The 23,912-nt window shown below is 68.2% G+C and carries 26 protein-coding genes; 17 read left to right on the top strand and 9 right to left on the bottom strand.

Annotated features, from left to right (window positions below; all coding sequences use genetic code 11):
* Positions 1-302 precede the first annotated feature (302 nt).
* From GPY60_RS18055 to GPY60_RS18045, 3 genes are read left to right on the top strand one after another with little or no spacing between them, the layout of a single operon-like run.
* The gene (locus GPY60_RS18055; RefSeq protein WP_156689059.1) at positions 303-2,627 is read left to right on the top strand and encodes an MMPL family transporter; all 2,325 of its coding nucleotides are present in this window, start codon (positions 303-305) and stop codon (positions 2,625-2,627) included.
* Between the two features lies 1 nt (position 2,628).
* On the top strand, positions 2,629-3,330 hold the full coding sequence (locus GPY60_RS18050) for a TetR/AcrR family transcriptional regulator (RefSeq protein WP_197283723.1): 702 nt from the start codon (positions 2,629-2,631) through the stop codon (positions 3,328-3,330).
* Positions 3,327-3,968 (top strand): class I SAM-dependent methyltransferase, encoded by a 642-nt coding sequence (locus GPY60_RS18045; RefSeq protein WP_156689058.1) that lies wholly within the window; start codon positions 3,327-3,329, stop codon positions 3,966-3,968. The genes GPY60_RS18050 and GPY60_RS18045 overlap by 4 nt, the downstream gene beginning before the upstream one ends.
* 306 nt (positions 3,969-4,274) lie before the next feature.
* Here GPY60_RS18045 and GPY60_RS18040 read toward each other — a convergent pair whose 3' ends face one another.
* Together GPY60_RS18040 and GPY60_RS18035 are read right to left on the bottom strand one after the other, a co-directional pair.
* Positions 4,275-5,126, bottom strand: a complete 852-nt coding sequence (locus GPY60_RS18040; protein WP_156689057.1) for a hypothetical protein — start codon at positions 5,124-5,126, stop codon at positions 4,275-4,277.
* Between the two features lie 95 nt (positions 5,127-5,221).
* Positions 5,222-5,935 carry an SIR2 family NAD-dependent protein deacylase gene (locus GPY60_RS18035; protein ID WP_156689056.1) on the bottom strand — a complete coding sequence of 238 codons (714 nt, stop codon included), beginning with the start codon at positions 5,933-5,935 and terminating at the stop codon, positions 5,222-5,224.
* A gap of 37 nt (positions 5,936-5,972) precedes the next feature.
* On the opposite strand from GPY60_RS18035, the gene GPY60_RS18030 reads away from it, so the two are divergent.
* Positions 5,973-6,350: a GntR family transcriptional regulator gene (locus tag GPY60_RS18030; RefSeq protein ID WP_156689055.1), complete on the top strand. Its 378-nt coding sequence runs from the start codon at positions 5,973-5,975 to the stop codon at positions 6,348-6,350.
* Positions 6,351-6,382: 32 nt separating this feature from the next.
* On the opposite strand, the gene GPY60_RS18025 is transcribed toward GPY60_RS18030, so the two are convergent.
* Together GPY60_RS18025 and GPY60_RS18020 are read right to left on the bottom strand one after the other, a co-directional pair.
* Positions 6,383-7,204 carry a class I SAM-dependent methyltransferase gene (locus GPY60_RS18025; RefSeq protein WP_156689054.1) on the bottom strand — a complete coding sequence of 274 codons (822 nt, stop codon included), beginning with the start codon at positions 7,202-7,204 and terminating at the stop codon, positions 6,383-6,385.
* Positions 7,201-7,722 (bottom strand): DUF1697 domain-containing protein, encoded by a 522-nt coding sequence (locus tag GPY60_RS18020; RefSeq protein WP_156689053.1) that lies wholly within the window; start codon positions 7,720-7,722, stop codon positions 7,201-7,203. The genes GPY60_RS18025 and GPY60_RS18020 overlap by 4 nt, the downstream gene beginning before the upstream one ends.
* A 65-nt stretch (positions 7,723-7,787) precedes the next feature.
* Here GPY60_RS18020 and GPY60_RS18015 point away from each other — a divergent pair, with 65 nt between their 5' ends.
* Positions 7,788-8,231, top strand: coding sequence for a PPOX class F420-dependent oxidoreductase (locus tag GPY60_RS18015; protein WP_156689052.1), 444 nt, complete (start codon positions 7,788-7,790; stop codon positions 8,229-8,231).
* A gap of 16 nt (positions 8,232-8,247) precedes the next feature.
* Entirely contained in the window at positions 8,248-8,433 is a 186-nt protein-coding gene (locus GPY60_RS18010; RefSeq protein ID WP_156689051.1) for a DUF5302 domain-containing protein, read from the top strand.
* A gap of 12 nt (positions 8,434-8,445) precedes the next feature.
* On the opposite strand, the gene GPY60_RS18005 is transcribed toward GPY60_RS18010, so the two are convergent.
* On the bottom strand, positions 8,446-9,528 hold the full coding sequence (locus GPY60_RS18005; protein WP_156689050.1) for a hypothetical protein: 1,083 nt from the start codon (positions 9,526-9,528) through the stop codon (positions 8,446-8,448).
* Positions 9,529-9,554: 26 nt separating this feature from the next.
* On the bottom strand, positions 9,555-10,046 hold the full coding sequence (locus GPY60_RS18000) for a nuclear transport factor 2 family protein (RefSeq protein WP_156689049.1): 492 nt from the start codon (positions 10,044-10,046) through the stop codon (positions 9,555-9,557).
* A 102-nt stretch (positions 10,047-10,148) separates the two neighbouring features.
* On the opposite strand from GPY60_RS18000, the gene GPY60_RS17995 reads away from it, so the two are divergent.
* Positions 10,149-10,721, top strand: coding sequence for an HhH-GPD-type base excision DNA repair protein (locus GPY60_RS17995; protein WP_156689088.1), 573 nt, complete (start codon positions 10,149-10,151; stop codon positions 10,719-10,721).
* Positions 10,718-10,864 (top strand): hypothetical protein, encoded by a 147-nt coding sequence (locus tag GPY60_RS17990; protein WP_003875447.1) that lies wholly within the window; start codon positions 10,718-10,720, stop codon positions 10,862-10,864. The genes GPY60_RS17995 and GPY60_RS17990 overlap by 4 nt, the downstream gene beginning before the upstream one ends.
* A gap of 54 nt (positions 10,865-10,918) precedes the next feature.
* On the opposite strand, the gene GPY60_RS17985 is transcribed toward GPY60_RS17990, so the two are convergent.
* On the bottom strand, positions 10,919-11,953 hold the full coding sequence (locus GPY60_RS17985; RefSeq protein ID WP_156689048.1) for an Rv1157c family protein: 1,035 nt from the start codon (positions 11,951-11,953) through the stop codon (positions 10,919-10,921).
* 46 nt (positions 11,954-11,999) lie between these two features.
* Positions 12,000-12,677: a hypothetical protein gene (locus tag GPY60_RS17980; protein WP_197283722.1), complete on the bottom strand. Its 678-nt coding sequence runs from the start codon at positions 12,675-12,677 to the stop codon at positions 12,000-12,002.
* 159 nt (positions 12,678-12,836) lie between these two features.
* Here GPY60_RS17980 and GPY60_RS17975 point away from each other — a divergent pair, with 159 nt between their 5' ends.
* The gene (locus GPY60_RS17975; RefSeq protein ID WP_156689047.1) at positions 12,837-14,069 is read left to right on the top strand and encodes a mannosyltransferase; all 1,233 of its coding nucleotides are present in this window, start codon (positions 12,837-12,839) and stop codon (positions 14,067-14,069) included.
* Between the two features lie 12 nt (positions 14,070-14,081).
* On the opposite strand, the gene GPY60_RS17970 is transcribed toward GPY60_RS17975, so the two are convergent.
* Positions 14,082-14,366, bottom strand: coding sequence for a 4a-hydroxytetrahydrobiopterin dehydratase (locus GPY60_RS17970; RefSeq protein WP_156689086.1), 285 nt, complete (start codon positions 14,364-14,366; stop codon positions 14,082-14,084).
* A 239-nt stretch (positions 14,367-14,605) separates the two neighbouring features.
* Between GPY60_RS17970 and GPY60_RS17965 the strand changes: the two genes are divergently transcribed.
* From GPY60_RS17965 to GPY60_RS27560, 8 genes are all read left to right on the top strand, one after another.
* Positions 14,606-15,511 carry a Rieske 2Fe-2S domain-containing protein gene (locus tag GPY60_RS17965; RefSeq protein WP_231639710.1) on the top strand — a complete coding sequence of 302 codons (906 nt, stop codon included), beginning with the start codon at positions 14,606-14,608 and terminating at the stop codon, positions 15,509-15,511.
* Positions 15,508-15,987 (top strand): hemerythrin domain-containing protein, encoded by a 480-nt coding sequence (locus GPY60_RS17960; RefSeq protein WP_156689046.1) that lies wholly within the window; start codon positions 15,508-15,510, stop codon positions 15,985-15,987. Before GPY60_RS17965 ends, GPY60_RS17960 begins: the two co-directional genes overlap by 4 nt.
* Positions 15,988-16,004: 17 nt before the next feature.
* Positions 16,005-17,381, top strand: a complete 1,377-nt coding sequence (locus GPY60_RS17955) for a molybdopterin-dependent oxidoreductase (protein WP_156689045.1) — start codon at positions 16,005-16,007, stop codon at positions 17,379-17,381.
* A 1-nt stretch (position 17,382) separates the two neighbouring features.
* A complete protein-coding gene (locus tag GPY60_RS17950; RefSeq protein ID WP_231639707.1) occupies positions 17,383-17,952 on the top strand; it encodes a hypothetical protein in 570 nt (189 codons plus the stop codon).
* 162 nt (positions 17,953-18,114) lie between these two features.
* Entirely contained in the window at positions 18,115-18,519 is a 405-nt protein-coding gene (locus tag GPY60_RS17945; protein WP_156689044.1) for a (deoxy)nucleoside triphosphate pyrophosphohydrolase, read from the top strand.
* 161 nt (positions 18,520-18,680) lie between these two features.
* Positions 18,681-20,570, top strand: a complete 1,890-nt coding sequence (gene typA, locus GPY60_RS17940; protein WP_156689043.1) for a translational GTPase TypA — start codon at positions 18,681-18,683, stop codon at positions 20,568-20,570.
* Positions 20,571-20,615: 45 nt separating this feature from the next.
* The gene (locus tag GPY60_RS17935; RefSeq protein WP_197283726.1) at positions 20,616-22,496 is read left to right on the top strand and encodes an ABC transporter family substrate-binding protein; all 1,881 of its coding nucleotides are present in this window, start codon (positions 20,616-20,618) and stop codon (positions 22,494-22,496) included.
* Positions 22,497-22,728: 232 nt separating this feature from the next.
* Positions 22,729-23,912 (top strand): PE family protein (locus tag GPY60_RS27560; protein WP_304610717.1); only part of this gene is annotated, 1,184 nt, incomplete at its 3' end.

Raw genomic sequence — 23,912 nt, 5'->3', positions numbered from 1 at the left:
ACTGAGCGTATGGGCCGGCTCTAAGGAATCTTTGAGTCGCGATTCGGAAAATGGTGGCAATTTACCGGCGGGTAGGTTTTTCGGGGTCGCGGCCGGGATTGCGGCCTTGAGCGGGCCTTTCTCGCCCCGTTTTCTTGCCGGATTCTTAGTGTCGCCGTGGTTTTCGCGCCGCGTTGAACTTGGCCTCCGGCCCACCCGTTTACAAGCCATGGCGTTGTTTGACACCTGTAAGTTAGCGCCGGTAAGTTTGCGCGGATAGAGCGGCCGGGCGTGGGGCACCGGCTGACGGGGAGGGCTCGAACATGTTGCAACGGATCGCTCGACTGGCCATTGCGGCGCCTCGGCGGATCGTTGCGATCTGGTTCCTCATCTTCGTCGCCGCGGCGGTGTTCGGCATTCCCGTCGCCGACAGCTTGTCGCCCGGCGGCTTTCAGGACCCCCACTCGGAGTCGGCCCGCGCCATCGCCGTGTTGAGCGACAAGTTCGGGCAGAGCGGCCAGCAGATGCTGATCCTGGTGACGGCGCCGGGGGGCGTCGACAGCGACCAGGCGCGCAAGGTCGCCACCGGCCTCGCCGACGATCTGCGGCAGTCGCCGCTGGTCTACAACGTGACGGCGCCGTGGACGGCGCCGCCGCAGGCCGCGAAGAACCTGACCAGCAGCGACGGGAAGTCGGGGCTGATCGTCGTCAACCTCAAGGGCGGCGAGAACAACGCCCAGAAGAACGCCCAGACGCTGTCCGACCAGTTCGTTCACGACCGTGACGGGGTTTCCGTCCGTGCCGGTGGCTCGGCCATGGAGTACGCCCAGATCAATAAGCAGAATCAGGAAGACCTCCTGGTCATGGAGGTCATCGCGATCCCGCTGAGCTTCCTGGTGCTGGTTTGGGTGTTCGGCGGCCTGCTGGCGGCGGCCCTGCCCATGACGCTCGGCGCCCTGGCGGTCGTCGGCTCGATGACGGTGCTGCGGCTTATCACCTTCACCACCGAAGTCTCGATTTTCGCGCTCAACCTCAGCACGGCGCTGGGTCTGGCCCTCGCGATCGACTACACACTGCTGATCGTCAGCCGTTATCGGGACGAGTTGGCCGACGGATGTGACCGCGAACAGGCGCTGATCCGGACCATGGCCACGTCCGGCCGCACTGTGCTGTTCTCCGCCGTCACCGTGGCGCTGTCGATGTCGGCCACCGCGCTGTTCCCGATGTACTTCCTCAAGTCGTTCGCCTACGCCGGGGTGGCCACGGTGGCCTTCGTGGCCACCGCCTCGATCGTGCTGACCCCCGCCGCGATCGTCCTGCTCGGCCCGAAGCTCGACGCGCTCGACGTCCGCCGGCTGGTGCGCCGGGCCCTGCGCCGTCCGGAACCGGTGCACAAGCCCGTCGAGCAGCTCTTCTGGTACCGGTCGAGCAAGTTCGTCATGCGGCGCTGGCTGCCGATCGGCGCGGCCGTGGTCGCGCTGATGGCGCTGCTGGGGCTGCCGTTCTTCTCGGTCAAATGGGGTTTCCCCGACGACCGCGTGCTGCCCCGCTCGGCATCGTCGCACCAGGTCGGCGATCAGCTGCGCACCAACTTCGCCACCGACTCGGCGACGGCGGTGCCGATCGTCGTGCCCGACGTCCGCGGGCTCGGCCCCGCCGACCTCGACAACTACGCCGCCGACCTGTCCCGGGTCCCCGACGTTTCCGCCGTGAGCGCGCCCAGCGGGACGTTCGTCGCCGGCAACCGGGTCGGACCGCCGGCCGCGGCCACCGGGACGGCGGACGGCAGCGCGTTTTTGACCGTCAACAGCGCCGCACCGCTGTTCTCCAAGGCCTCCGACGCCCAGCTCAGGCGGTTGCACGAGGTTCGCGGGCCCGCCGGCCGGGCGGTCGAGATGGCCGGCTTCGCCCAGATCAACCGCGACAGCGTGGACGCGGTGACCGAGCGGCTGCCGCTCGTCCTGGGACTGATGGCCGCGATCACCTTCGCGCTGCTGTTCCTGCTGACCGGCAGCCTGGTGCTGCCGCTCAAAGCGCTGGCCTGCAATGTGCTGTCGCTGAGCGCGGCCTTCGGAGCGCTGGTGTGGATCTTCCAGGACGGGCATCTCGGCGCGTTGGGAACCACCCCCAGCGGCACGCTGGTGGCCAACATGCCGGTGTTGCTGTTCTGCATCGCGTTCGGCCTGTCGATGGACTACGAGGTGTTCCTGATCTCGCGGATCCGCGAGTACTGGCTCGAATACCGACCGGCGAAGGCCGGTGCGGCCGAGGCGAATGCCGCCAACGACGAGGCCGTCGCGCACGGCGTGGCCCGCACCGGGCGGGTGATCACCGCCGCCGCGCTGGTGATGTCGATGTCGTTCGCGGCCCTGATCGCCGCTCACGTGTCATTCATGCGAATGTTCGGTCTGGGGCTTACGCTCGCGGTGTTTGCTGACGCCACCCTGGTGCGTATGGTGTTGGTTCCGGCGTTCATGCACGTCATGGGCCGCTGGAACTGGTGGGCGCCAAAGCCCCTGGCCTGGTTGCACGAGCGGTTCGGCATCAGCGAGGGGCCCGCCCCCGCACCGGCCCCCGTCGAGCCGACCGGGGCGCCGGTCGAGCACAACGGCAGGGAGATCAGGGAGTCGGTGACCAACATTGGTTGACGTGGCGATTGAGGGCCTCCGGCGCGCGCGTGCGCCCCGCGGTTCCGGTGAACGGCTCCGCGACGAGATCCTCGATGCCGCCACCGGTCTGCTGCTGGAAACCGGGCACGCGAGGTCGGTGTCGATCCGTTCGGTGGCCCAGCGGGTGGGCGTCACACCGCCGTCGATCTATCTGCACTTCGCCGACAAAGAGGCGCTGATGGACGCGGTGTGCGCCCGCTACTTCGAAAAGCTCGACGTGGAAATGCAGCGGGTGAGCGCCGAACGCACCTCCGCGGTCGAGGTATTACGCGCCCAAGGCCTGGCCTACGTCCGCTTCGCCATCCAGAACCCGGAGCTGTACCGGATCGCCACCATGGGCGAGTGGCGGTCGGGGAGCAGCGTCGACGTGACACTCGACAGCTCGGCCTTCACGCACATGCGTGACACCGTGCAGAAATTGATGGACGACGGCGTCTACCTCTCGGAGGACGACCCGACCAAGGTCGCCCTGCAGGTGTGGAGCGCGGCACACGGGGTGGCGGCCATGCTGATTTCCAAGCCGCACTTGCCATTCGGAGACGCCGAGGCGTTCGCCGACCGGGTGCTGTGCTCGGTCTTCTGCGGGCAGGTGGTGATCGGCTACTGCGACACCGACTCCACCCCCCGGCTGCTGGCCGAGTGGGTGACCGCGCACCGGTCGCCGCGGGGAGCGCGGCGATGACGCGGGCGGGGGCGGTCAAGGTCGACAACCCATTCTTCGCGCGGGTCTGGCCCGTCGTCGCCTCGCATGAGACCGAGGCGGTGCGGGCGCTGCGCCGGGAGAACCTGGCCGGCCTGTCGGGCCGCGTGCTCGAGGTGGGCGCCGGCATCGGGACGAACTTCCCGAACTACCCGGCGTCCGTGAAGCATGTACTGGCCGTCGAGCCCGAGCCGCGCCTCGCCGAGCAGGCCCGCGCCGCGGCCGCCGTCGTGCCCACCCACGTCGATGTGGTGAGCGAGACCGCGGAGGGGATCAGCGGTGACGAGCCGTTCGACGCGATCGTGTGCTCGCTGGTTCTGTGCTCCGTGCACGACCCGGTGGGCGTCTTGCGGCGGCTCTACTCGTTGCTGCGTCCGGGCGGTGAGCTGCGCTATCTCGAACACGTGGCGAGCGCCGGCGCGCGGGGCCGCTTTCAGCGGCTCGCCGACGCGACGCTGTGGCCCAGGCTGTTCGGCAACTGCCACACCCATCGCGACACTGAGCGCTCGATCATCGAGGCGGGCTTCGAAGTCGACACGTCGCGGCGGGAGTGGACGCTGCCGGCCTGGGCGCCGATGCCCGTTTCGGAACTGTTGCTGGGCCGCGCGCGCCGGCCTTAAGCGGCTGTTTCTTGGGCCGCGTTTCTTGCCGCGCCGAGTCTGCGCTGGCCGCGCCGAGTCTGCGCTGGCCGCGCTGAGTCTGCGCTGGCCGCGCTGAGTCTGCGCCCAGCGCGTCATTTCGCGCAATTCCTCGACCTGGGCTCAGGCTCGGCGCGCTCACCGCAGGCTCGACGCGCGAAAGTCGAGCGCGTCGCGGACGCGACGGACCTCAGGCGAGAGCGCTGAGCGCGGCGGCGAACGATGCCGAGACTGCGCCCAGCGCGTGATTTCGCGCAATTTCACGATCTGGGCTCAGGGTCGGCGCGCTCACCGCAGGCTCGACGCGCGAAAGTCGAGCGCGTCGCGGACGCGACGGACGATCTCCGACGGCTGATCCGCCGCGAGCACCCGGATGACGATCCAGCCCACTCGGTCCAGCGCCTCCCATCGACGGATGTCCTTGCGGTATTGCCACGGGTCCAGCCGGTGTTGCTCGCCGTCGTACTCGGCAGCGACCATGAGGTCCGGCCACCCCATGTCGAGGTAATACTTCGCGGTGCCGTCCGGGATCAGAACGGGAATCTGGGTTATGGGCCGCGGCAGGCCGGCGCGAATCAGCAGCAGTCGCAACCAGGTTTCCTTGGGCGACTGGGAACCGGCGTCCACCAAGTCGAGCGCCGTCTCCAGTTGTCGAAGCCCCCGCGCGCCACGGTGCCGGTCGGCGACGAGGGCGATGTCGTGCACCGCGACGCCGGTGGCTCGCATGAGGGCGTCGAGGTGGGCGACGGCGACACCCGTCGTCGCGCGCCTGCCGATGTCGAACGCCGTACGCGCAGGCGTTGTCACCGGAATGCCTCGCCTCTCCTGGAACTCGTCCGGGGACAGCCGCATGTCGTAGGTGCGTATCCCCGCAGGCGGTCGCGCGTTCGAGAACACCAACTCCACCGGCGTGTCCTCGTCCACCCATCTCGACCCGTGCCAGGCGGCCGCGGTCAACCCCGCGAGCACTCCCCGCCGGTGCGACCAGAGCCACGCCGCCACGGCGCGATCACAAAAACTCACCTGACGATCGCGCGGCACGTAGACGTTGGGGAACACGGCACGGAACCGCGACCGGAGCTGATGCGGCCTCAGCGATCCCTCCGCCAGAGCTTCGCTGCCGATGAACGGCTCGTCCACCGCGGCAGCATCGCCGAATCGGGGGACAACGCCTCATCGAAACTGCGCCCAGCGTGCGTTTCTGTGGACGAACCCCGATCTGTGCGCAGACTCGGTTAGCTCAGCATCGCCGGCAGGCGCTGCAGCAACTCGGGCAGCGCCTGGCTGGCGGTCTCCCGCACGCTGATGGTGGCGCTCCGGGAAAGCGGCGTCACCTCCGGGTTGACCTCGACGACGGGTATGCCGCGTGAAAGCGCCAGTTCGGGCAGTCCGGCCGCGGGATACACGATCGCCGAGGTCCCGACCACCACCATGACGTCGGCGGATTCGGTCGCTTCGACCGCCCGCTGCCACGGCTCGTCGGGCAGTGGTTCACCGAACCACACGATGTCGGGGCGGATCAGCCCGCCGCAGTGGCATACTGGGGGCTCCACCTCCAGCGCCGGCTCGGGCATTTCCGGGAGCATGCCCGAATAGGGCAAACCGCAACGGTCACAACGGAATTCGAAAAGGCTCCCGTGCAGGTGATGCACCGGCACGCTGCCCGCGCGCTCGTGCAGGTCGTCGACGTTTTGGGTGATCACGCTGACATCGACGTGCCGCTGCCAGCTGGCGATTGCGCGGTGCCCCTCGTTGGGCTCGACCTTGGAGACGAGGTAATGACGCCACAGGTACCAGCCCCATACCCGCTCCGGGTTGTCGCGCCACCCTTGGGTGCTGGACAGCTCGTAGGGGTCGAACCGGGCCCACAGTCCGTTCTTGTCGTCCCGAAAGGTCGGCACGCCGCTCTCGGCGGAGATTCCCGCGCCGCTCAGCACCGTTACTCGCATCCCACAAAGATAGTCGTGACTGGGTGATACTGGTTGGGTGGAGCTTCGCGACTGGCTGCGGGTCGACATGAAGGCGGGCAAACCGCTGTTCGACCAGCTCAGGACTCAGGTGATCGACGGTGTCCGGGAGGGCACGCTGCCGCCCGGCGCCCGTCTGCCGACGGTGCGCGAGCTCGCCGGCCAGCTGGGGGTGGCCGCTAACACCGTGGCCCGGGCGTACCGCGAGCTGGAGTCGGCGGCCATCATCGAAACCCGCGGCCGGTTGGGCACTTTCGTTGCCCGCTACGACCCGACCGACGCCGCGATGGCGGCCGCGGCCCGCGAGTACCTCCGGGTTGCCCACGGGCTGGGAGTCGAGAAGGCCGACGCCCTGCGCTACGTCGCCGAGGTGCCGGACGAGGACCCCGGCGCCTAGCGGCGATCGCGAGCGCGGCGCGGCGATCGCGCCTAGCCGAACTCCAGCAGCGTCAGGCACGGCCGCAGCGAATCGAGGGCGGGTATCCGGTAGACCGCCGACACCGCGGTGTTGAACACGGGCCCGCGTCCCGGGGGCAACCGCAGATCGCGGACCGCGCGCACGCCGGGCACGGTGTGCGCCAGGTCCGCGGCCTGGCGCGGCGACAGGCTGAACGGCATCGGGGGCACCTTGTAGCGCAACGAAGTTCGCAGCGCCCCAAACCGGCTGACGCGGGCGAACCACGCCGGCGGCAGGTCTAACAGCATCCGGCCGCCGGGAAACGCCTTGGCGCACGCGGCGATCAGCCCCAGCGCCTGCTCGGGCTGCAGGTACATCAGCAGGCCCTCGGCGGTGACGATGACTCCCTGTGAGGCGTCCACCGATGTCATCCAGTCGAAGTCCAGGGCTGACTGGGCGCACACCGAAATGCGCGGTGAAGCGGGCAGCAGCCGGGTTCGGACATCGACGATGGGCGGCAAATCGACCGTCAGCCAACGGAATCGGCCGTCGGGCAGCGCGGCGTCGAGCCGCCAGAAGGTGGTCTGCAGGCCCTCGGCCAGCGCCACCACCGTCGCCGCCGGGTGATCCTCGAGATACGCCAGGATTTGCGTGTCGAAAAGCCGGGCGCGCAACGCGATGTCCTGCCGGGTGGGGCCGAACTTCGCGAAGTCGAAGTCGATCGAGTCGTGCAGCGCGACCGCCATCGGATCGTCGAGGACGGGATTGTCCCGACGGGCCTCGCAGGCGCGGGCGTGCAGGGTCAGCAGCGCGGTTTCGGACACCCCGCTCAGCACGACGCTGTGCCGGTTCACCGCAACACTTTCGCCAGTGTCCGCAGGTTGCGGGTAGTGGTCGACGACTTGTAGCGCGGTTTGCCCATCGTCTTGCCGATCGTGCTGTCCAGCGTGCCGCCCTTGGGCACCTGCCAATACACCACGCCCGCGCCTTTTTGGACCTTCTCGTCCGGGCCGGCGTCGGCGGCCAGGGCGGCCAGTTCGTCGAGCACCGCGGCGTTGGCGACGAACGTGACGTAGGACTGGTACCCGTCGACCTCGCGTTCGAACGGGTAGGCCTCGTCGATGTCGCGCACCGATTCGACGTCGTACACGAGTACCCAGGCGTCGTATCCGAACGCGTCGCGCAACGCCGTTTCGGCCTTCTTGCGTACGGTGGCGGCCTTGGCGGACGACTCGAGCAGCACATTGCCGGTCGCGAGGACGGTGCGGACCTCGCCGAACCCGGCATCGGTGAGTGCCCGCGCCACCTCGGCCATCTTCAGGTTGACGCCGCCGACGTTGACGCCGCGCAGGAAGGCCACGTATCGGGTCATGCCCCCGATTCCATCAGGTCGGCCTCCGGGGAGGGGACGCGGGACGCGGGACGTAGGCTCTGCCCATGGGACGCCAAGTGTTCGACGACAAACTGTTGGCCGTGATCAGCGGGAATTCGCTCGGCGTGCTGGCCACGATCAAACGGGACGGGCGCCCGCAGCTGTCGAACGTGCAGTACTACTTCGACCCCCGCAATCTGCTGATCCAGGTCTCGGTCACCGAGCCGCGGGCCAAGACGCGCAACCTGCGCCGGGACCCGCGGGCCTCGATCCTGGTGGACGCCGACGACGGCTGGTCCTACGCCGTGGCCGAAGGCACCGCCGAGCTCACCCCGCCCGCGGCGGCGCCGGACGACGACACGGTCGAAGCCCTGATCGCGCTGTACCGCAACATCGCCGGAGAGCATCCGGATTGGGACGACTACCGGCAGGCGATGGTCACCGACCGGCGGGTGGTCCTGACGCTGCCGATCGCCCACATTTATGGCATGCCCCCCGGCATGCGGTAGGGGCTAGGCTGCCGCTATGGCTGAATCGAAGTCTTCCGAGTCGGCGCCCGAGGACGACACCAAGCGCAAGTTCAAAGAGGCGCTCGACCGCAAGAAGGCGCATTCGTCGGGCGGATCCGACCACAAGGACGCCGGCGGCAAGCAGTCCCGGGCGCACGGGCCGGTGGAAGGCCGTCGGGAGTTCCGCCGCAAGAGCGGATAAGGCTGCGGCAGTTCATCTTTCGGCGCCGCTCTCCATCAGGTAGTGGGTCAACCCCAGTCGCTCCACGAGCGTCAGCCAGTCGGCGGCCGACACCGTGTAGGCCGGGGGATCGCTGGTAACGGGCACGTCGCCGCGCCACCAGAATCGGCGCCGAACCCCGGCGAAGTCCCTGCACCCGATGCTCAGCGGCTGCATGCCCGCGACGCCCAGGGTCATTGTCGGCATCGCGGAGAAGTACTCGCCGACGGCGTCGCCCACCACGGTTTCCGCCGACGCGAACGCATGGCCCGCCGACAATTGGTAGGTCGACACCCTGGCGGTGACGTGCGACAAAGCGGCCGAGCCGTTGAGCGCATTGGTATTCGGGTCGAGCACCCGGATCGAGTCATTGTCGACGTCGACGAACAATTGGATGTCGGAAAGTGATCGCATGAGTCGTTGCTTTTTCAGGAATGCGAACGGTCCCATCTGTTGAATCAAGCCCGAATTGGGAAACAGCTGACAACGGGTCGGGTCCCCCGGAGCGGGTGCCCGCGCGGTCGGCCCGCTCCAGCGGGCGCTCATCGAGAGAAGTCGATCGAAGTCGTGCTCCGGGAGCCACGCGTCGACGAGTCGCACGGGCGGCGCATTCAGTGGTGTCGACGGCCCGACCCGACGGTCTCGGCCCCCGAGAAGAAAGCGGCGACGGCCGCGGTGCAGATGTAGGGCCACTCCCGAATCGACCCAGATGCCAAGTTCGGCGTCGTCGAGGGAGTAGACGCCTCGTCGGCCGCCGATGGCGAGCCCCTCGGTGGTGACGGTGATCGGGTAGTTGAGGCGCCATCGCCAGAGCAAATAGGCGCACACAACGACGCTGAGAACCGCCAGCCCCGCCAGCATGCCCACTGCGATCGCGCGCCCGCTGATCGCCGGGAAAGGATGACGGCCTTCCGCGCGCATAAACATCCGCGACACGAAAAAGATGACGACCGCCCAGAACACGACCTGGATCACGATGGTCGCCCGCTTGCCGGTCATTTTCTCCCAGATCGGCGAATAGACCGTCGCCGATGCCACGAATTGGCGTTCCGCACCCGGTTCGCCGTCAATGCTCATGGGGAAAGGATGGCACTTACTGCGCCTCAAGCGAACCAGTCGACCGAAGGATCGGCCTGGCCCGCTTCGCCGCGCAGGCTTCCCCGGGTGCTGGGGTGCCCGAAGTCCACCCGTGACGGGTCGTTCCGGTAGGCCCAGTCCGCCACGATGGTGCGCCGGCCGAACTTCCAGTGGCCTTCGTGTTGGACGTATTCATCGAGGTACCGGCCGCCGATGATGACGTCGACGTCGTGGTCCGGGCCGGCGAAGGTGTGAAACACCAGGCAGTAGATTTCGCCGCGGGCCTTCTCGTCCTCGATCACGAAGTTCGTCGTGGTGATGTTGTGTTGGGAGACACGCACATACGGTTCCGCGGCCCGTAGCTGCGTGATGAACTCCTCGACGCCGCCCGACGAGAACGAGCCGTGCGAATCGGTCGCGCCGGGGTGGTAGAGGTCGCGCAGGGCCTCGTAGTCGGCGCGGTCGACGGCCCGGCAGTAGGCATTGACGAGGCGATCAAGTTCGTCTCGGGTCAGCATCTTCCGCAGTCTGGCGTCATCGACCACCGCGCCACGATAACGCTGTGGTGGTGCGCCGGTCTCCGGTCGTAGGGTGTTGAGCGAAAGGAGGGCCGTTTGACGGTGAAACTGTGGCTCGCGCAAGATCCCGAAGCCGATGCGCTGCTCGACGACGACCCGTTCGCGTTGCTGGTCGGCATGCTCCTGGATCAACAGGTGCCGCTGGAGACCGCGTTCGCGGGTCCGAAGAAGATCGCGGACCGGATGGGCGGCCTGGACGCCGCCGAGATCGCCGACTACGACCCGGACAAATTCGCCGCGCTGTGCTCGGAAAGGCCTGCGGTGCATCGCTTTCCGGGATCAATGGCCAAGCGCATCCAGGCGCTCGCGCGGATCATCGTCGACCAGTACGACGGCGACGCGTCGCGTCTGTGGACCGCGGGCGAGCCCGACGGGAAGGAACTGCTGCGGCGGCTGAAGGGTCTTCCGGGGTTCGGCGAGCAGAAGGCGCGGATCTTCCTGGCGCTGCTGGGCAAGCAATACGGGGTGACGCCCGAAGGCTGGCGGGAGGCCGCGGGGGACTTCGGCCGCCCGGGCTCCCACCTTTCGGTCGCGGACATCGTCGACGACGAGTCGCTGGGGCAGGTGCGGTCGTATAAGACGCAGATGAAAGCGAAGGGAAAGGCGGCAACGTGAAGACACACATAACGTGTCCGTGCGGGGAGGCCATCGTCGGCAAGGACGAGGACGAACTGGTCGAACTGACCCAGGCGCATCTCGCGAGCGTTCACCCCGGCCTCGAGTACGACCGCGACGCAATCCTCTTCATGGCGTACTGACGACGGCGCGCGTGCCGATGGACACGCGCGCCGACGTGATGTGGTCTCGGACCTTTAGGGCACCACCGTCGAACCGATGGTGGGCATGAACTGGCACTGCCGTTCCTTGGTGGTCACCTGACCGAAGATCGTCGACATGATGCTGCCCGAGCCGGTGTCGGCGATCGCGGTCAGCGTCGTCGGGCCGTCGCCGTTGATGTCGGTGCGCGGCTTGAGCGCAACCGTGCCCGACTTGCCGGTGGTCAGGTTGACCCAGGTGACATTCAGCGGCAGCTTCTGCACCTCGGCGGGGCCGGGGGTGCCGACGGCCGTGAACACGTAGGCGGTCTGGCCGGGGCCGGGTCCCGGAGTCGGGATCTTGGCCGGGCCGGCCACCGACAGGGCCGTCGCGATCGAACTCGTGCCATCCGCAAGGCAGTTGGTGCCGATCGAGGGATACATGAAGTCCTGAGTCGGCGGCGCGTCAGGGCCGAACCCCGGAGCGGCGGCCGGTGCGGCACCGTCCGGGGCCGGTGCCGGAGCCGGAGCGGGTGCCGCGACCGGCTGTGGGACCTCGGGTGCCGGTGCGGCGACGGGCGCCGCGACCCGCTGCGGAACTTCCGGCGCCGGTGCGGGCGCGGCGGCGGGGGCGGCGGTTGCCGTCGGGGCGGCAACGGGCGGGGGACCCGCCGCGTGGGCCGGGTCCACACCGGTCGGCAGGTGCGCCTGCCCGCCGGCCGCCAGCTCGGCGGGCGGCACGTGCGGCACCGGTCCCGCGTCCGGCGACGTCACGCCCGCCGGCGATCCGGGTGCCTGCACGAACTGATTGACGTTCGCCGCAACGCTTTTTGATTCCGACGGCGCCGTCGGGCTGTGGGCGAAGGCTTGCGCGGCGGCCATGAGCAGCTGGGTCGCCTGCCCTGGGTTGCTGGCGGCCTGCTGAATGATCGGGCTCAGTTCGGAGAGCGCCGGCAGTCCAGGCATTTGTTGGGCGGTGTTAGGCTGCGGCGCCGCCGGGTCGGCCGCCGCGCTCGGGCACATCCCGAGCGCGGCAGCCGACGCCGTGACGACAGCGGCCAAACCTTTGGACAGATTCCAAGTGATTGCCACGAATTCCTCCGGTCCTGGGTAGTGGCTTAGCTGTCTTGGCGGTCGATCAGGGGATGGCGGAAAGGAGCGGCGCCATCGGCCCCGCCGGGCTGGCCGCCGCCGCTGCCGGCGCCGCCGGTGCGGCCGGAGCCTGGCCGGTGGCCAGCGCCGTGAGGTCCTGCGGCAGCGTCAGCTGCGCGGGAACGTTGGCCCCCAGGTTGCCAGGAAGCGCCGGCATGTCGACCTTCGCCTGCGGCATCTGAGGGGCGGGCGGTGTCGCCGGCGCGGGCGGGGTCGACAACCCCGGGATCGCCGGAAGGCCCGGAATCGACGGAGCGGCCGGAGCGGCCGGCGTGGCGGGCGCCGCCGGCGCCTGCCCCAACAGCCCGGGCAACATGTTCTGCAGACCGGACGTCGCCGTCGGCGCGGCGGGTGCCGCGGGAGGCGTCAGGCCCGGGATCGAGGGGATGCCAGCCGTGGGTGCCGCGGGTGCGGCGGCGGACGGCACGCCCGGGAAGCTGATGCCCGGGGTCGCCGGCGCGGCGGGCGGCGTCGCCCCCAGCGCGGTGGCGAGATTCTGCAGGATTTGAGGTGCGTTGGCCGCGGAGCTGATCAGCTGCTGCGGAATGTTCGGCACCGGCGGAGCCGGCACTGGGTCGGCGTGGGCGATTCCGCCCGTCAATAGTGCGGCGGACGAACCGACTACGACGGCGGCTGCTCGCACGTAAGTCCAAATGGTTGGCATGACTCTCCCTGGTTGTCGACGACTGGTCCCTGGCCGAAGCTACTTTGATGCTGGTGTGACTCAAGTGACACGTGTGGCATTTATTCGATCGTTACCGCTTCGAATGACGGCGGTGACCGGACGCCACGGCCGCCGCGCTCGACCGTCCCGCCCGGCCGAATCGCTAAAGTCGGGCGGATAGACACCACCCAGGCCGGCGCGGCGCCACCCCGATCCCGGCGGCTCGCGGCCGCCGCGCCGCTGTTGCTGGCCGCCAGCATCGCCGCGCGACTCGCCTGGACCTACCTGACCCCCCACGGCGCGAACTTCGTCGACCTGCACGTCTACCTCGGCGGCGCGGCGGCACTCGACCATCCCGGCACCCTTTACAGCTACGTCTACGCCGAGCAGACCCCGGACTTTCCGCTCCCCTTCACCTATCCGCCCTTCGCGGCCGTGGTCTTCTACCCCCTGCATGTGCTGCCGTTCGGGCTCGTGGCCTTCCTGTGGCAGATCGCCACCTTCGGCGCGCTGTACGGCGCGGTCCGCCTCAGCCAGCGGCTCATGGGCGCTGACGATCGGCGCGCCGCGATGCTGTGGACGGCGGTCACCATCTGGATCGAGCCGCTGCGCAGCACATTCGACTACGGGCAGATCAACGTGTTGCTGATGCTCGCCGTCCTGTGGGCGGCCTACAGCGCGCGGTGGTGGCTGTCGGGGTCGCTGGTCGGCCTGGCCGCCGGCATCAAGCTCACCCCGGCCATCGCCGGCCTGTACCTGGTCGGCATGCGGCGCTGGGGCGCGGCGGTCTGCTCGGCCGCCGTCTTTGCCGCCACCATCGCGCTCTCGGTCGTGGTCGTCGGCGACCAGACCCGCTACTACTTCACGAAGCTGTTGGGCGACGCCCACCGCGTCGGGCCGATCGCCACCTCGTTCAATCAGTCGTGGCGGGGCGGGATTTCGCGCATCCTCGGCCACGACGCCGGTTACGGTCCGCCGGTTCTGGCGGCCCTCGCCGTCACCGCCGTGCTGGCGGTCCTGGCGTGGCGGGCGCTGGACGACTCCGACCGGCTGGGCAGGTTGCTGGTGGTCGAATTGTTCGGGCTGCTGCTGTCGCCCATCTCGTGGACGCACCACTGGGTGTGGCTGGTGCCGCTGATGATGTGGGCCATTCACGGGCCGGTGCGCGGTCTGCCCGGCGCGCGGACGGTGGGTTGGGGGTGGCTGGCGCTGACCCTCGTGGGCGTGCCGTGGTTGCTCAGCTTCGCCCAACCGACGATCTGGCAGATCAGCCGGCCGTGGTATCTGGCATGGGCCGGCCTGGTCTACATCGTCGCGGCGATGGCGACATTGCTGTGGATCGCAGTCGCCGGCCGGCGAGCCGAGCACGATGCCGGCGTTACGGCCGCTTAGCCGCCCGAGTCGCTACGTCCCGACGATGTCGTTGATGTCGCGTGCCATCGCCACATCCTTATCGGTGATGCCGCCCTCGGAGTGCGTGACGAGCGCGAAAGTCACTGTGCGCCAACGAATATCGATGTCGGGATGGTGATCCTTGCTCTCGGCGTGCTCGGCCACGCGACGCACGGCGTCGATGCCGGCGAGGAACGCCGGGAACTTGATGGACCGGCGAAGGGCGCCCTCGGCGCGCTCCCATCCGTTGAGCTCCGGCAGGGCGGCGTCGACCTCGTCATCCGATAACACAGCCATATGCACCAGCATACGGCCGGAGCGCAGGTTCACCATTCGATAAGCGTGTCGCTTTGAACGGATTGGCGGCGGCTTTCGTAGACCTAGTAGGGAACCTTAACGAGCCGGGCGCCAGCTGGTCCTGCGACATCGCTATGGCAAATCGACATGGCTACTGCACATCCGCAATTTCGCTGGCGCAGATCGGTCACCCAAGGAGGGATGCCGTGAGTACGCCATCACGTCACACGGACGCTCGAATCCGCACTAAAGGAAATCGCATAGTCCAAACATTGGGACGCCAAGTTTGGCTCGATCGGCCAAGTTATCGTCTCGAACACGTCCTCACACTGGTGTTCGCCTCCTGCGGGCGGTATCGCGATCGAGTGAGCAACGCGCTGCACGGCACCTGGCTCGGTCATCCGCTACATCCGGCGTTGACGGCGGTACCCACCGGAGCGATCGGGACAGCGGTGGCACTGGACGCGGTCAGTCTTTTGCCCGGCGACAAAGCCGCACTGCGCGAAGCGTCGCGTCTTGCGCTTGGTCTGGGCATCGCCGGGAGCGTGGGCGCGGCCTGCACTGGTGTGACTGATTGGCAGCACACCCACGAGCATTCACGTCGCATCGGTTTGATCCATGGGGCGTTGAACGTGGCGGCGACGGGACTGTACGTGGCGTCGTGGTGGGATCGCGGCCGCGGCCGCCATTTGCGTGGCATCGCTGCCACTGCGCTTGGTTATGGGATCTCCCTGGCCAGTGGGTATTTGGGCGGCGCGCTGGTCTTTGGGGCGGGGATCGGGGTGGATCGCTCCGGTGCCCGACTGAAGTCGGACGCGTGGACACCGGCACTGCCACTCGCGGCATTGGATGGGCGTCCGCAGCGCGTGGACTTGGCCGGAGTGGGCGTGGTTGTGTACCGCAACGGTGGGCAGGTCTTCGCCGTCGGTGAGCACTGCCCCCATTTGGGAGCGCCGATGTCGGATGGCTGGATTGATCGCGGCCGCATCGTATGCCCTTGGCACGGGTCGTATTTCGAGTGCTATACGGGCGACGTGGTGCGTGGTCCGGCGACGGCTGCGCTGCCGCGCTATCCGACTCGTGTGCGTGCCGGCATCGTCGAGGTCCGCGGGACGGTCACTGCGGCCGATGGAGGTGCCCGATGAACGCCTTCGAAGTGCTCTTCGAGCACCACAACCAGCTGCGTGGCCTGTGCAAGGAGATATCGGCGGGACCCCCGGGTTCCAGCCGGGGCCAAGAGGTGCTCGACGAGCTGCTGGTCGAGCTGGATATCCACATGCGCATCGAAGATGACCTTTTCTATCCAGCCGTTTCCGCGGCGAGCGAACTGGTGGCCATCGCCCACGCCGAGCATCGGCAGGTGTGGGACCAGTTAACGGCGCTGCTGCGCACCTCGCCGACGCACAGTCGGTACGAAGGTCAATGGCAGGCCTTCGTCGCCGTGTTGGATGCTCATGCCGACGAGGAGGAACGGGATTTATGCCCTCCGCCAGTGGAATTGAGTGATCAGATGCTTGAAGAACTCGGCGAGCAGATGCGTGAACGCATTCACCAACTGCGGGACTCCCGTATGGAAAAGCTTCGTGTGAAGGGCCGCGCGGCGGTGCTGCGCGCGATCTGACGGTCGGATTCTGACTGATGGCGTCCGACGGGCCCAAGACCACCGAGCGGCTCGAGTCCGAGCTCCCGAGCGACTCGGGAGGCTACGGCTTTCCCGCCCGGGTGTGGCGGCGCCTGGACCGCCTTGGTACGGCCGCTAGGAGCCTGCGACGGCATTGGCGAAGCCCGCTGCGCGGCCCGTGGCTCACCTCGGTTTTCGGCGCAGTGTTGCTGATCGGGTTGCCGATCGTGGTCGTCACCGGACTCTTGTCGTATGTCGCATATGCGCCCAAGTTGGGGCAGGCTCTTCCCGCCGATGTGGGTTGGCTGAAGCTGCCGACCTTCGACTGGCCGTCTCGTCCGGTGTGGCTCTACCGGTTGACACAGGGTCTACATGTGGGCCTCGGCTTGGTGTTGATACCCGTGGTGATCGCCAAATTGTGGTCGGTGATGCCGCGACTTTTCGCGTGGCCGCCGGCCCGCTCGATCGCCCAATTGGTGGAACGCGTTTCGGTGGTGATGTTGGTTGGCGGAATCCTCTTCGAGATCGTCACCGGGCTGCTGTTCATTCAATACGATTTTCTCTTCTGGTTCCCGTGGCACACCGCGCATTACTTCGGAGCGTGGGTGTTCATCGCCGGTTTCTTGATGCACGTCACGCTCAAGCTACCGAAGATGGTGCGTGGCCTTCGGTCAATGTCGATGCGAAAGGTGTTGCGCACCAGTCGCAGCGATACCCGCCCCGAGCCGCGTGGCCCCGACGGGTTGGTGGCGGAGGACCCTGCGCCGGCTGCGGTTAGTCGCCGCGGTGCTCTGGCGCTGGTCGGCGCAGGCGCGTTGGGTGTGGCCATACTGACCGCCGGGCAAGCCATCGGCGGCGCCGGCCGCGAGACGGTTCTGTTCCTGCCGCACGGTCGTACCCGTGCCGGCGGCCCCAACGACTTCCCGATCAACAAGACCGCCGCTTCCGCCGGGATCGACGCTGCGGCGGTCGACGCCACGTGGCGACTTACGCTGACCGGGGGACCCAAGCCTGTGGTGCTTGACCGTGCCGCGCTGGCCGCCATGCCGCAGCACACCGTGCGCCTGCCGATCAGTTGCGTCCAGGGCTGGTCGACGGTCCAGACCTGGAGCGGAGTGCGACTAGCCGACCTGGCCACGGTCGCCGGTGTGCCAGCGCCGCTCTCGGCTCGTGTGCAATCGCTGCAGCAACGCACCGAGGACAGAATCGGGGATTACAGCCGCGCAGCGTTGCAGGCAAACGAGGTGCGTAGCCCGGACGCACTCTTGGCGCTGCGCGTGAACGGAGTCGACCTTTCGCTGGACCATGGTTACCCTGCGCGGACCATCGTGCCCGCACTGCCGGGGGTACACAACACCAAATGGGTGAGTTCCATTGACTTCCAGGCGGTCTGAGATGTCTGCGCTACTGCTGCGGCTGCGCAAGTTCTACGGCTCGCACCCGCTACACCTGTTGACCATGGTCGCCGGTTTTGCGCTGGCCGGCTACACCGTTGTCACCTTCAAACTGGCGGCGCTGTGGAATCCTGGAGCGTGGTGGCAATCCATCGCCGTCTGGCTCGCCGCGGCCGTTCTCCTCCATGATCTCGTGTTGTTCCCGCTATATGCCCTCGCCGACCGGCTCTTGGGCTCGGCGGCTCGTCGATCTCGACGGCAGGGCCGACTCCCAGTTTCGGCCCGCAATCACGTGCGGATACCGGCACTGGCGTCGGGACTGACGTTCCTGATCTTCTGGCCCGGCATAGTGAGGCAGGGCGCTGGGACCTACTCGGCCGCCACCGGACAATCCCAGCAGCCCTTTCTCGGTCGCTGGTTGTTGCTCATTGCGTTCATGTTCGGCGCCAGCGCGCTTGCCTACCTCGTTCGCCTTGTGTTGTCGCACGGCGGCTTCAGTCACCCGCACGATGCGGCTGCCCCTGTCGATCGGGACCAGGATAAATATGTCGCCCGAGGCCGGAGCGTTTGACATTCAGCCACCACGGCCGGGGCGGCATAGCCAGAAGGCCTGAAAGATCTGTGCGCAACGGTGTCTAACCGGCTGTCGATCGCGCGATGACATCCACGGGACGTCCGCCACGGAGCTGCTCACCGTATGTCCCGGCGGCCGGCACGTATAGCGTCACTGGCCATGCCGACGCAGATCGTCGTCGCCGGAGCGGTGATCCGAGACTCGACCCTGCTGGTGGCGCAGCGCGACAGGCCGCCCGAGCTGGCCGGCCGCTGGGAGCTTCCGGGCGGCAAGGTCGCGGCCGGCGAGACCGAGCCCCGGGCGCTGGCCCGTGAGCTCGCCGAGGAACTGGGGCTCGCCGATGACGGCGTCGAGGTCGGCGGACGGCTCGGCGACGATGTCCCCTTGAACGACGTGACGACCCTGCGGGCCTATCGCGTGCGGTTGGTGCGCGGGGAGCCGCAGGCCCATGACCACCGGGCTTTGCGGTGGGTGACGGCCGCGGAACTGGACGATGTCGACTGGGTGCCCGCCGATCGGGGTTGGCTCGCGGACCTCCGCCGGGCGCTTCGGGAAGGGCCGTAGGGCGCGCCCGCCTGGGCGTCGAGTGTGAACGCTGGGCGGCGACACGCCGAGGCGCGCCGCCACCAGTACACGAGCGACGCCGTCACCGCACACTCGAGCAGCCCGGCCGCCCGGCACCTGCCGGTTCGCTATCTGAGGCCCCCGCTGAAACAATCACCGACGTGTCTTTCCGCAACGTCGCCATCGTCGCCCACGTCGACCACGGCAAAACCACCCTGGTCGACGCGATGCTGCGGCAGTCCGGCGCGTTGACGCACCGCGGTGACGACACCCAGGAACGCATCATGGACAGCGGTGACCTCGAGAAAGAAAAGGGCATCACCATCCTGGCCAAGAACACGGCCGTGCACCGGCATCACCCGGACGGGTCCGTGACGGTCATCAACGTCATCGACACCCCCGGCCACGCCGACTTCGGGGGGGAGGTCGAACGTGGGCTGTCCATGGTGGACGGCGTCCTGCTGCTGGTAGACGCGTCCGAGGGGCCGCTGCCGCAGACGCGTTTTGTGCTGCGCAAGGCGCTGACCGCCCACCTGCCCGTCATCCTCGTCGTCAACAAGACCGACCGGCCCGACGCCCGCATCGCCGACGTGGTGGAGGCCAGCCACGACCTGCTGCTCGACGTCGCCTCCGACCTCGACGACGAGGCCGCCAAGGCCGCCGAGCACGCGTTGGGCCTGCCGACGCTGTACGCATCGGGGCGCGCGGGGATCGCGAGCACCACACAGCCAGCGGACGGGCAGGTGCCCGACGGCAGCAACCTGGATCCGTTGTTCGACGTGCTCATGGAGCACATCCCGCCGCCGTCCGGTGATCCCGAGGCGCCGCTGCAGGCCCTGGTCACCAACCTCGACGCGTCGGCGTTCCTGGGCCGGCTCGCGCTGATCCGCATCTACAACGGGAAGATCCGCAAGGGCCAGCAGGTCGCGTGGATGCGTGAGGTCGACGGCCTGCCCGTCATCACCAGCGCCAAGATCACCGAATTGCTCGCGACCGAGGGCGTCGAACGCAGCGCCACCGACGAGGCGGTCGCCGGTGACATCGTGGCCGTGGCCGGCCTCCCGGAGATCATGATCGGCGACACCCTGGCCGACCCCGACCACGCCCACGCGCTGCCACGGATCACGGTCGACGAGCCCGCCATCTCGGTGACGATCGGTACCAACACGTCGCCGCTGGCCGGCAAGGTGTCGGGGCACAAGCTGACCGCCCGCATGGTACGCAACCGCCTTGACCAGGAGCTCGTCGGCAATGTGAGCATCCGGGTCGTCGACATCGGCGCGCCCGACGCCTGGGAGGTGCAGGGCCGCGGTGAGCTGGCGCTGGCGGTACTCGTCGAGCAGATGCGCCGCGAGGGTTTCGAGCTCACGGTGGGCAAGCCGCAGGTGGTCACCCGCACGATCGACGGCAAGCTGCACGAGCCCTTCGAGGCGATGACGATCGACTGCCCCGAGGAATTCGTCGGCGCGATCACCCAGCTGATGGCCGCCCGCAAGGGCCGCATGGAGGAGATGACCAACCACGCGGCCGGCTGGGTCCGCATGGACTTCATCGTCCCGAGCCGCGGCCTGATCGGCTTCCGCACCGACTTTCTGACCATCACGCGGGGCACCGGCATCGCCAACGCCGTGTTCGACGGCTACCGGCCCTGGGCGGGGGAGATCCGGGCGCGCCACACCGGGTCGCTGGTCTCCGACCGCGCGGGCACCATCACGCCGTTCGCGCTGATTCAGCTCGCCGACCGCGGCCAGTTCTTCGTCGAGCCCGGCCAGGACACTTACGAGGGCATGGTCGTCGGAATCAACCCGCGCGCAGAGGATCTCGACATCAACGTCACGCGGGAGAAGAAGCTCACGAACATGCGGTCGTCGACCGCCGACGTCATCGAGACCCTGGCCAAGCCGCTCGAGCTCGACCTGGAACAGGCGATGGAATTCTGCGCGCAGGACGAGTGCGTCGAGGTGACCCCGGAGATCGTCCGGGTCCGCAAGGTCGAGCTGGACGCCACCATGCGGGCCCGCAGCCGCGCGCGGGCCAAGGCCCGGGGTTAATCGCGCGTGCTTGGGCGGGCTGCCGGGCAGCTGCTCGATACGCTGATCGGCGTGCCGAGACCAGCCCGTCGCCTGCTCACGACGGTCGGCGTGCTGCTCTCGCTCGCCGGGCTGATGCTGGCGGCGTGCACGGTGAACCCACCGCCCGCGCCGCAGAGCACCGACACCCCGCACAATTCGGCGCCCCCGCCGCCGCGGGTCAGCCAGATCATCGTGGGCATCGACTCGATCGGAGCCGGATTCAACCCACACCTGCTGTCCGACCTGTCGCCCGTCAACGCGGCGATCAGCGCGCTGGTGCTGCCCAGCGCGTTCCGCCCGGTGCCCGATGCGAACTCGCCGACGGGGTCGCGCTGGGAGATGGATCCGACGCTGTTGGTGTCGGCCGAGGTGACCAACCAGAACCCGTTCACGATCACCTACAAGATCCGGCCGGAGGCGCAGTGGACCGACAACGCCCCAATCGCCGCCGACGACTTCTGGTACCTGTGGCGCCAAATGGTCAGCCAGCCCGGCGTGGTCGACCCCGCCGGCTACGACCTCATCACCGGGGTGCAGTCGCTCGAGGGTGGCAAGCAGGCGGTGGTGACGTTCAGTCAGCCGTACCCGGCCTGGAAGGAGCTGTTCAACAACATCCTTCCGGCGCATATCGTCAAGGACGTGCCGGGCGGCTTCGCGGCCGGACTGGCCCGGGCGCTGCCGGTCACGGCCGGCCAGTTCCGGGTGGAGAGCATCGACCCCCAGCGCGACGAAATCCTGATCGCACGCAACGACCGCTACTGGGGGCCGCCCGCCAAGCCAGCGCTCATCCTGTTCCGCCGCGCCGGCGCGCCGGCGGCCCTGGCCGACTCGGTCCGTAACGGCGACACGCAGGTCGCCCAGGTCCACGGCGGTTCGGCCGCGTTCGCCCAACTGTCCGCGATTCCCGACGTGCGCACCGCCCGCATCGTGACTCCCCGCGTCATGCAGCTCACGTTGCGCGCGAACGAACCCAAGCTGTCGGACACCCAGGTGCGCAAGGCGATCCTCGGGTTGCTCGACGTCGACCTGCTGGCGGCGGTGGGAGCGGGCAGCGACAACACCGTCACGCTCGACCAGGCGCAGATCCGCTCGCCGAGCGACCCGGGCTACGAGCCCACCGCCCCGCCCTCGATGACGACGCCGGCGGCGCTGGCGCTGCTGTCCGGCGCGGGCTATACGATCGAGGGCAACTCGGCGTCACCGACGCCGACGCCGGCGAGCACCGCCCCGCCGGAGGTCGTCCGCGGCCGCATAAGCAAAGACGGACAACAGCTTTCGCTGGTCATCGGCGTCGCGGCTAACGACCCGACCTCGGTGGCGGTCGCCAACACGGCGGCCGACCAACTGCGCAACGTCGGGATCGCCGCGACGGTGCTGGCGCTCGATCCCGTCTCCCTCTATCGCGACGCGCTGAACAACAATCAAGTCGACGCGATCGTCGGCTGGCATAAGGCCGGCGGAAACCTGGCGACGCTGCTCGCCTCCCGTTACGGCTGCCCGGCGTTGCAGACCACCCAGGTGTCGACCTCCAATGCGGCGGCGACCACGGCCGTCGGGCCGCCGCCGTCCGCCGGGCCGCCCACCCCGGCCACGACACCGACCCAGACGTCGCCCACCCGGCCGCCCGAGCCCGGCGCCTTGGTGCAGGCGCCGTCGAACCTCACCGGAATCTGCGACCGCAGCATCCAGTCGAACATCGACGCCGCCCTCAACGGCACCAAGAGCATCAACGACGTCATCACCGCCGTCGAGCCACGCATATGGAATATGTCGACGGTTCTGCCCATCCTGCAGGACACCACCATCGTGGCCGCCGGCCCGAGCGTGCAGAACGTCAGTCTCACCGGTGCGGTTCCGGTGGGCACCGTCGGCGACGCGGGCCAGTGGATCAAGACGGGGCCCTGAAATTCGTACGCGTGATTAAGCGAAAACATCTGTTTTCAGTTCGCGAAATTCATAGCGATTTAACCGATTCGGATGATTACGACGCGTCTTTTATGGACAGCGACCTTTTGCGTGCCTCGTAAATGCAAATGAATATTTTCGCTTAGGGATAGCGTTACGCTCCGAATTGAAACGGTCCTGCACGTCGGGCGTGGGGATATCGGGTGGGATTTCGTGAGTCGGGGAGGCGCACATGTCGTTTCTGATTGCAGGGCCGGAATTTATCGCCGACGCGGCGTCGAATCTCGCAAATATCGGTTCGACAATAGGTTCGGCGAACGTGGCGGCCGCGGCGGCCACAACCGGCGTGCTGCCGGCCGCCGCCGATGAGGTTTCGACTGCCATCGCGGAGCTGTTCTCCCAACACGCCGTGGGTTACCAGCAATTGAGTGCGGCCGCCGCTAGCTTTCACAACACGTTCGTCGAGGCCCTGACGGCGGGCGCGGGTACCTACGCGGCGGCGGAAGCCAGTGTTGTCCAGACCATGGCGGCCGCCGCCCCGGCGCTGGGCATCGACTTCAGTACGGGACTGGCCGGCCTGGCGGCCAGCCTGAGCGCCGACGTCTCCGCGCTCAGCGACAGTTTCAACCTCGCGCTGTCGGTCAACCTCGGCGGCAGCCTCTCGGGCCTTGGCACGCTGGGCACCGCGTTGGCAGCGGACGTGAACGGTGGCCTGTTGACCCTGGCTCAGACCGGTGGTGCCCTGGCGACCAGTATCGGAACTAACCTTGGAACCGGGCTTTCCAGCCTGACCGGCTTGAGCGCCGGACTGGCCGGTCTCCAGGCCAACTTGGGCGCGGATATCACCGCGATGCTCAACACCACATTGAACCTGGGGTTGCCGGGGTTGCCGGCCCTGCCGGGTCTGCCGGGTCTGCCGGGTCTGCCGGCGTTCCCGCCGCCGGGGCTGCCCGGTTTCGCGTTGCCGCCGCTGCCGGCGCTGCCGAACTTGGGGGCGGATATCACCGCGGCGATCAATGCGGTGGTTAATGCCGGTCTGCCGCCGTTCCCGGCGTTGCCGCCGTTCACGCTGCCGCCGTTCACGTTGCCGGGGTTGCCGACGTTCACGCTGCCGCCGTTCCCGGCGTTGCCGCCGTTCACCCTGCCGCCGTTGCCGGCGCTGCCCAACTTGGGTGCGGATATCACCGCGGCGATCAACGCGGTGGTTAATGCCGGCCTGCCGCCGTTCACGCTGCCGCCGTTCACGTTGCCGGGGTTGCCGACGTTCACGCTGCCGCCGTTCCCCGCGTTGCCGCCGTTCCCGGCGTTGCCGCCGTTCACCTTGCCGGCGTTGCCCAATTTGGGTGCGGATATCACCGCGGCGATTAACGCGGTGGTGAATGCGGGGCTGCCGCCGTTCCCGGCGTTGCCGCCGTT

This window comes from Mycobacterium sp. Marseille-P9652 (assembly GCF_902652685.1).
Lineage (GTDB): Bacteria > Actinomycetota > Actinomycetes > Mycobacteriales > Mycobacteriaceae > Mycobacterium.
This window is presented reverse-complemented; position numbering and strand designations above follow the sequence as displayed.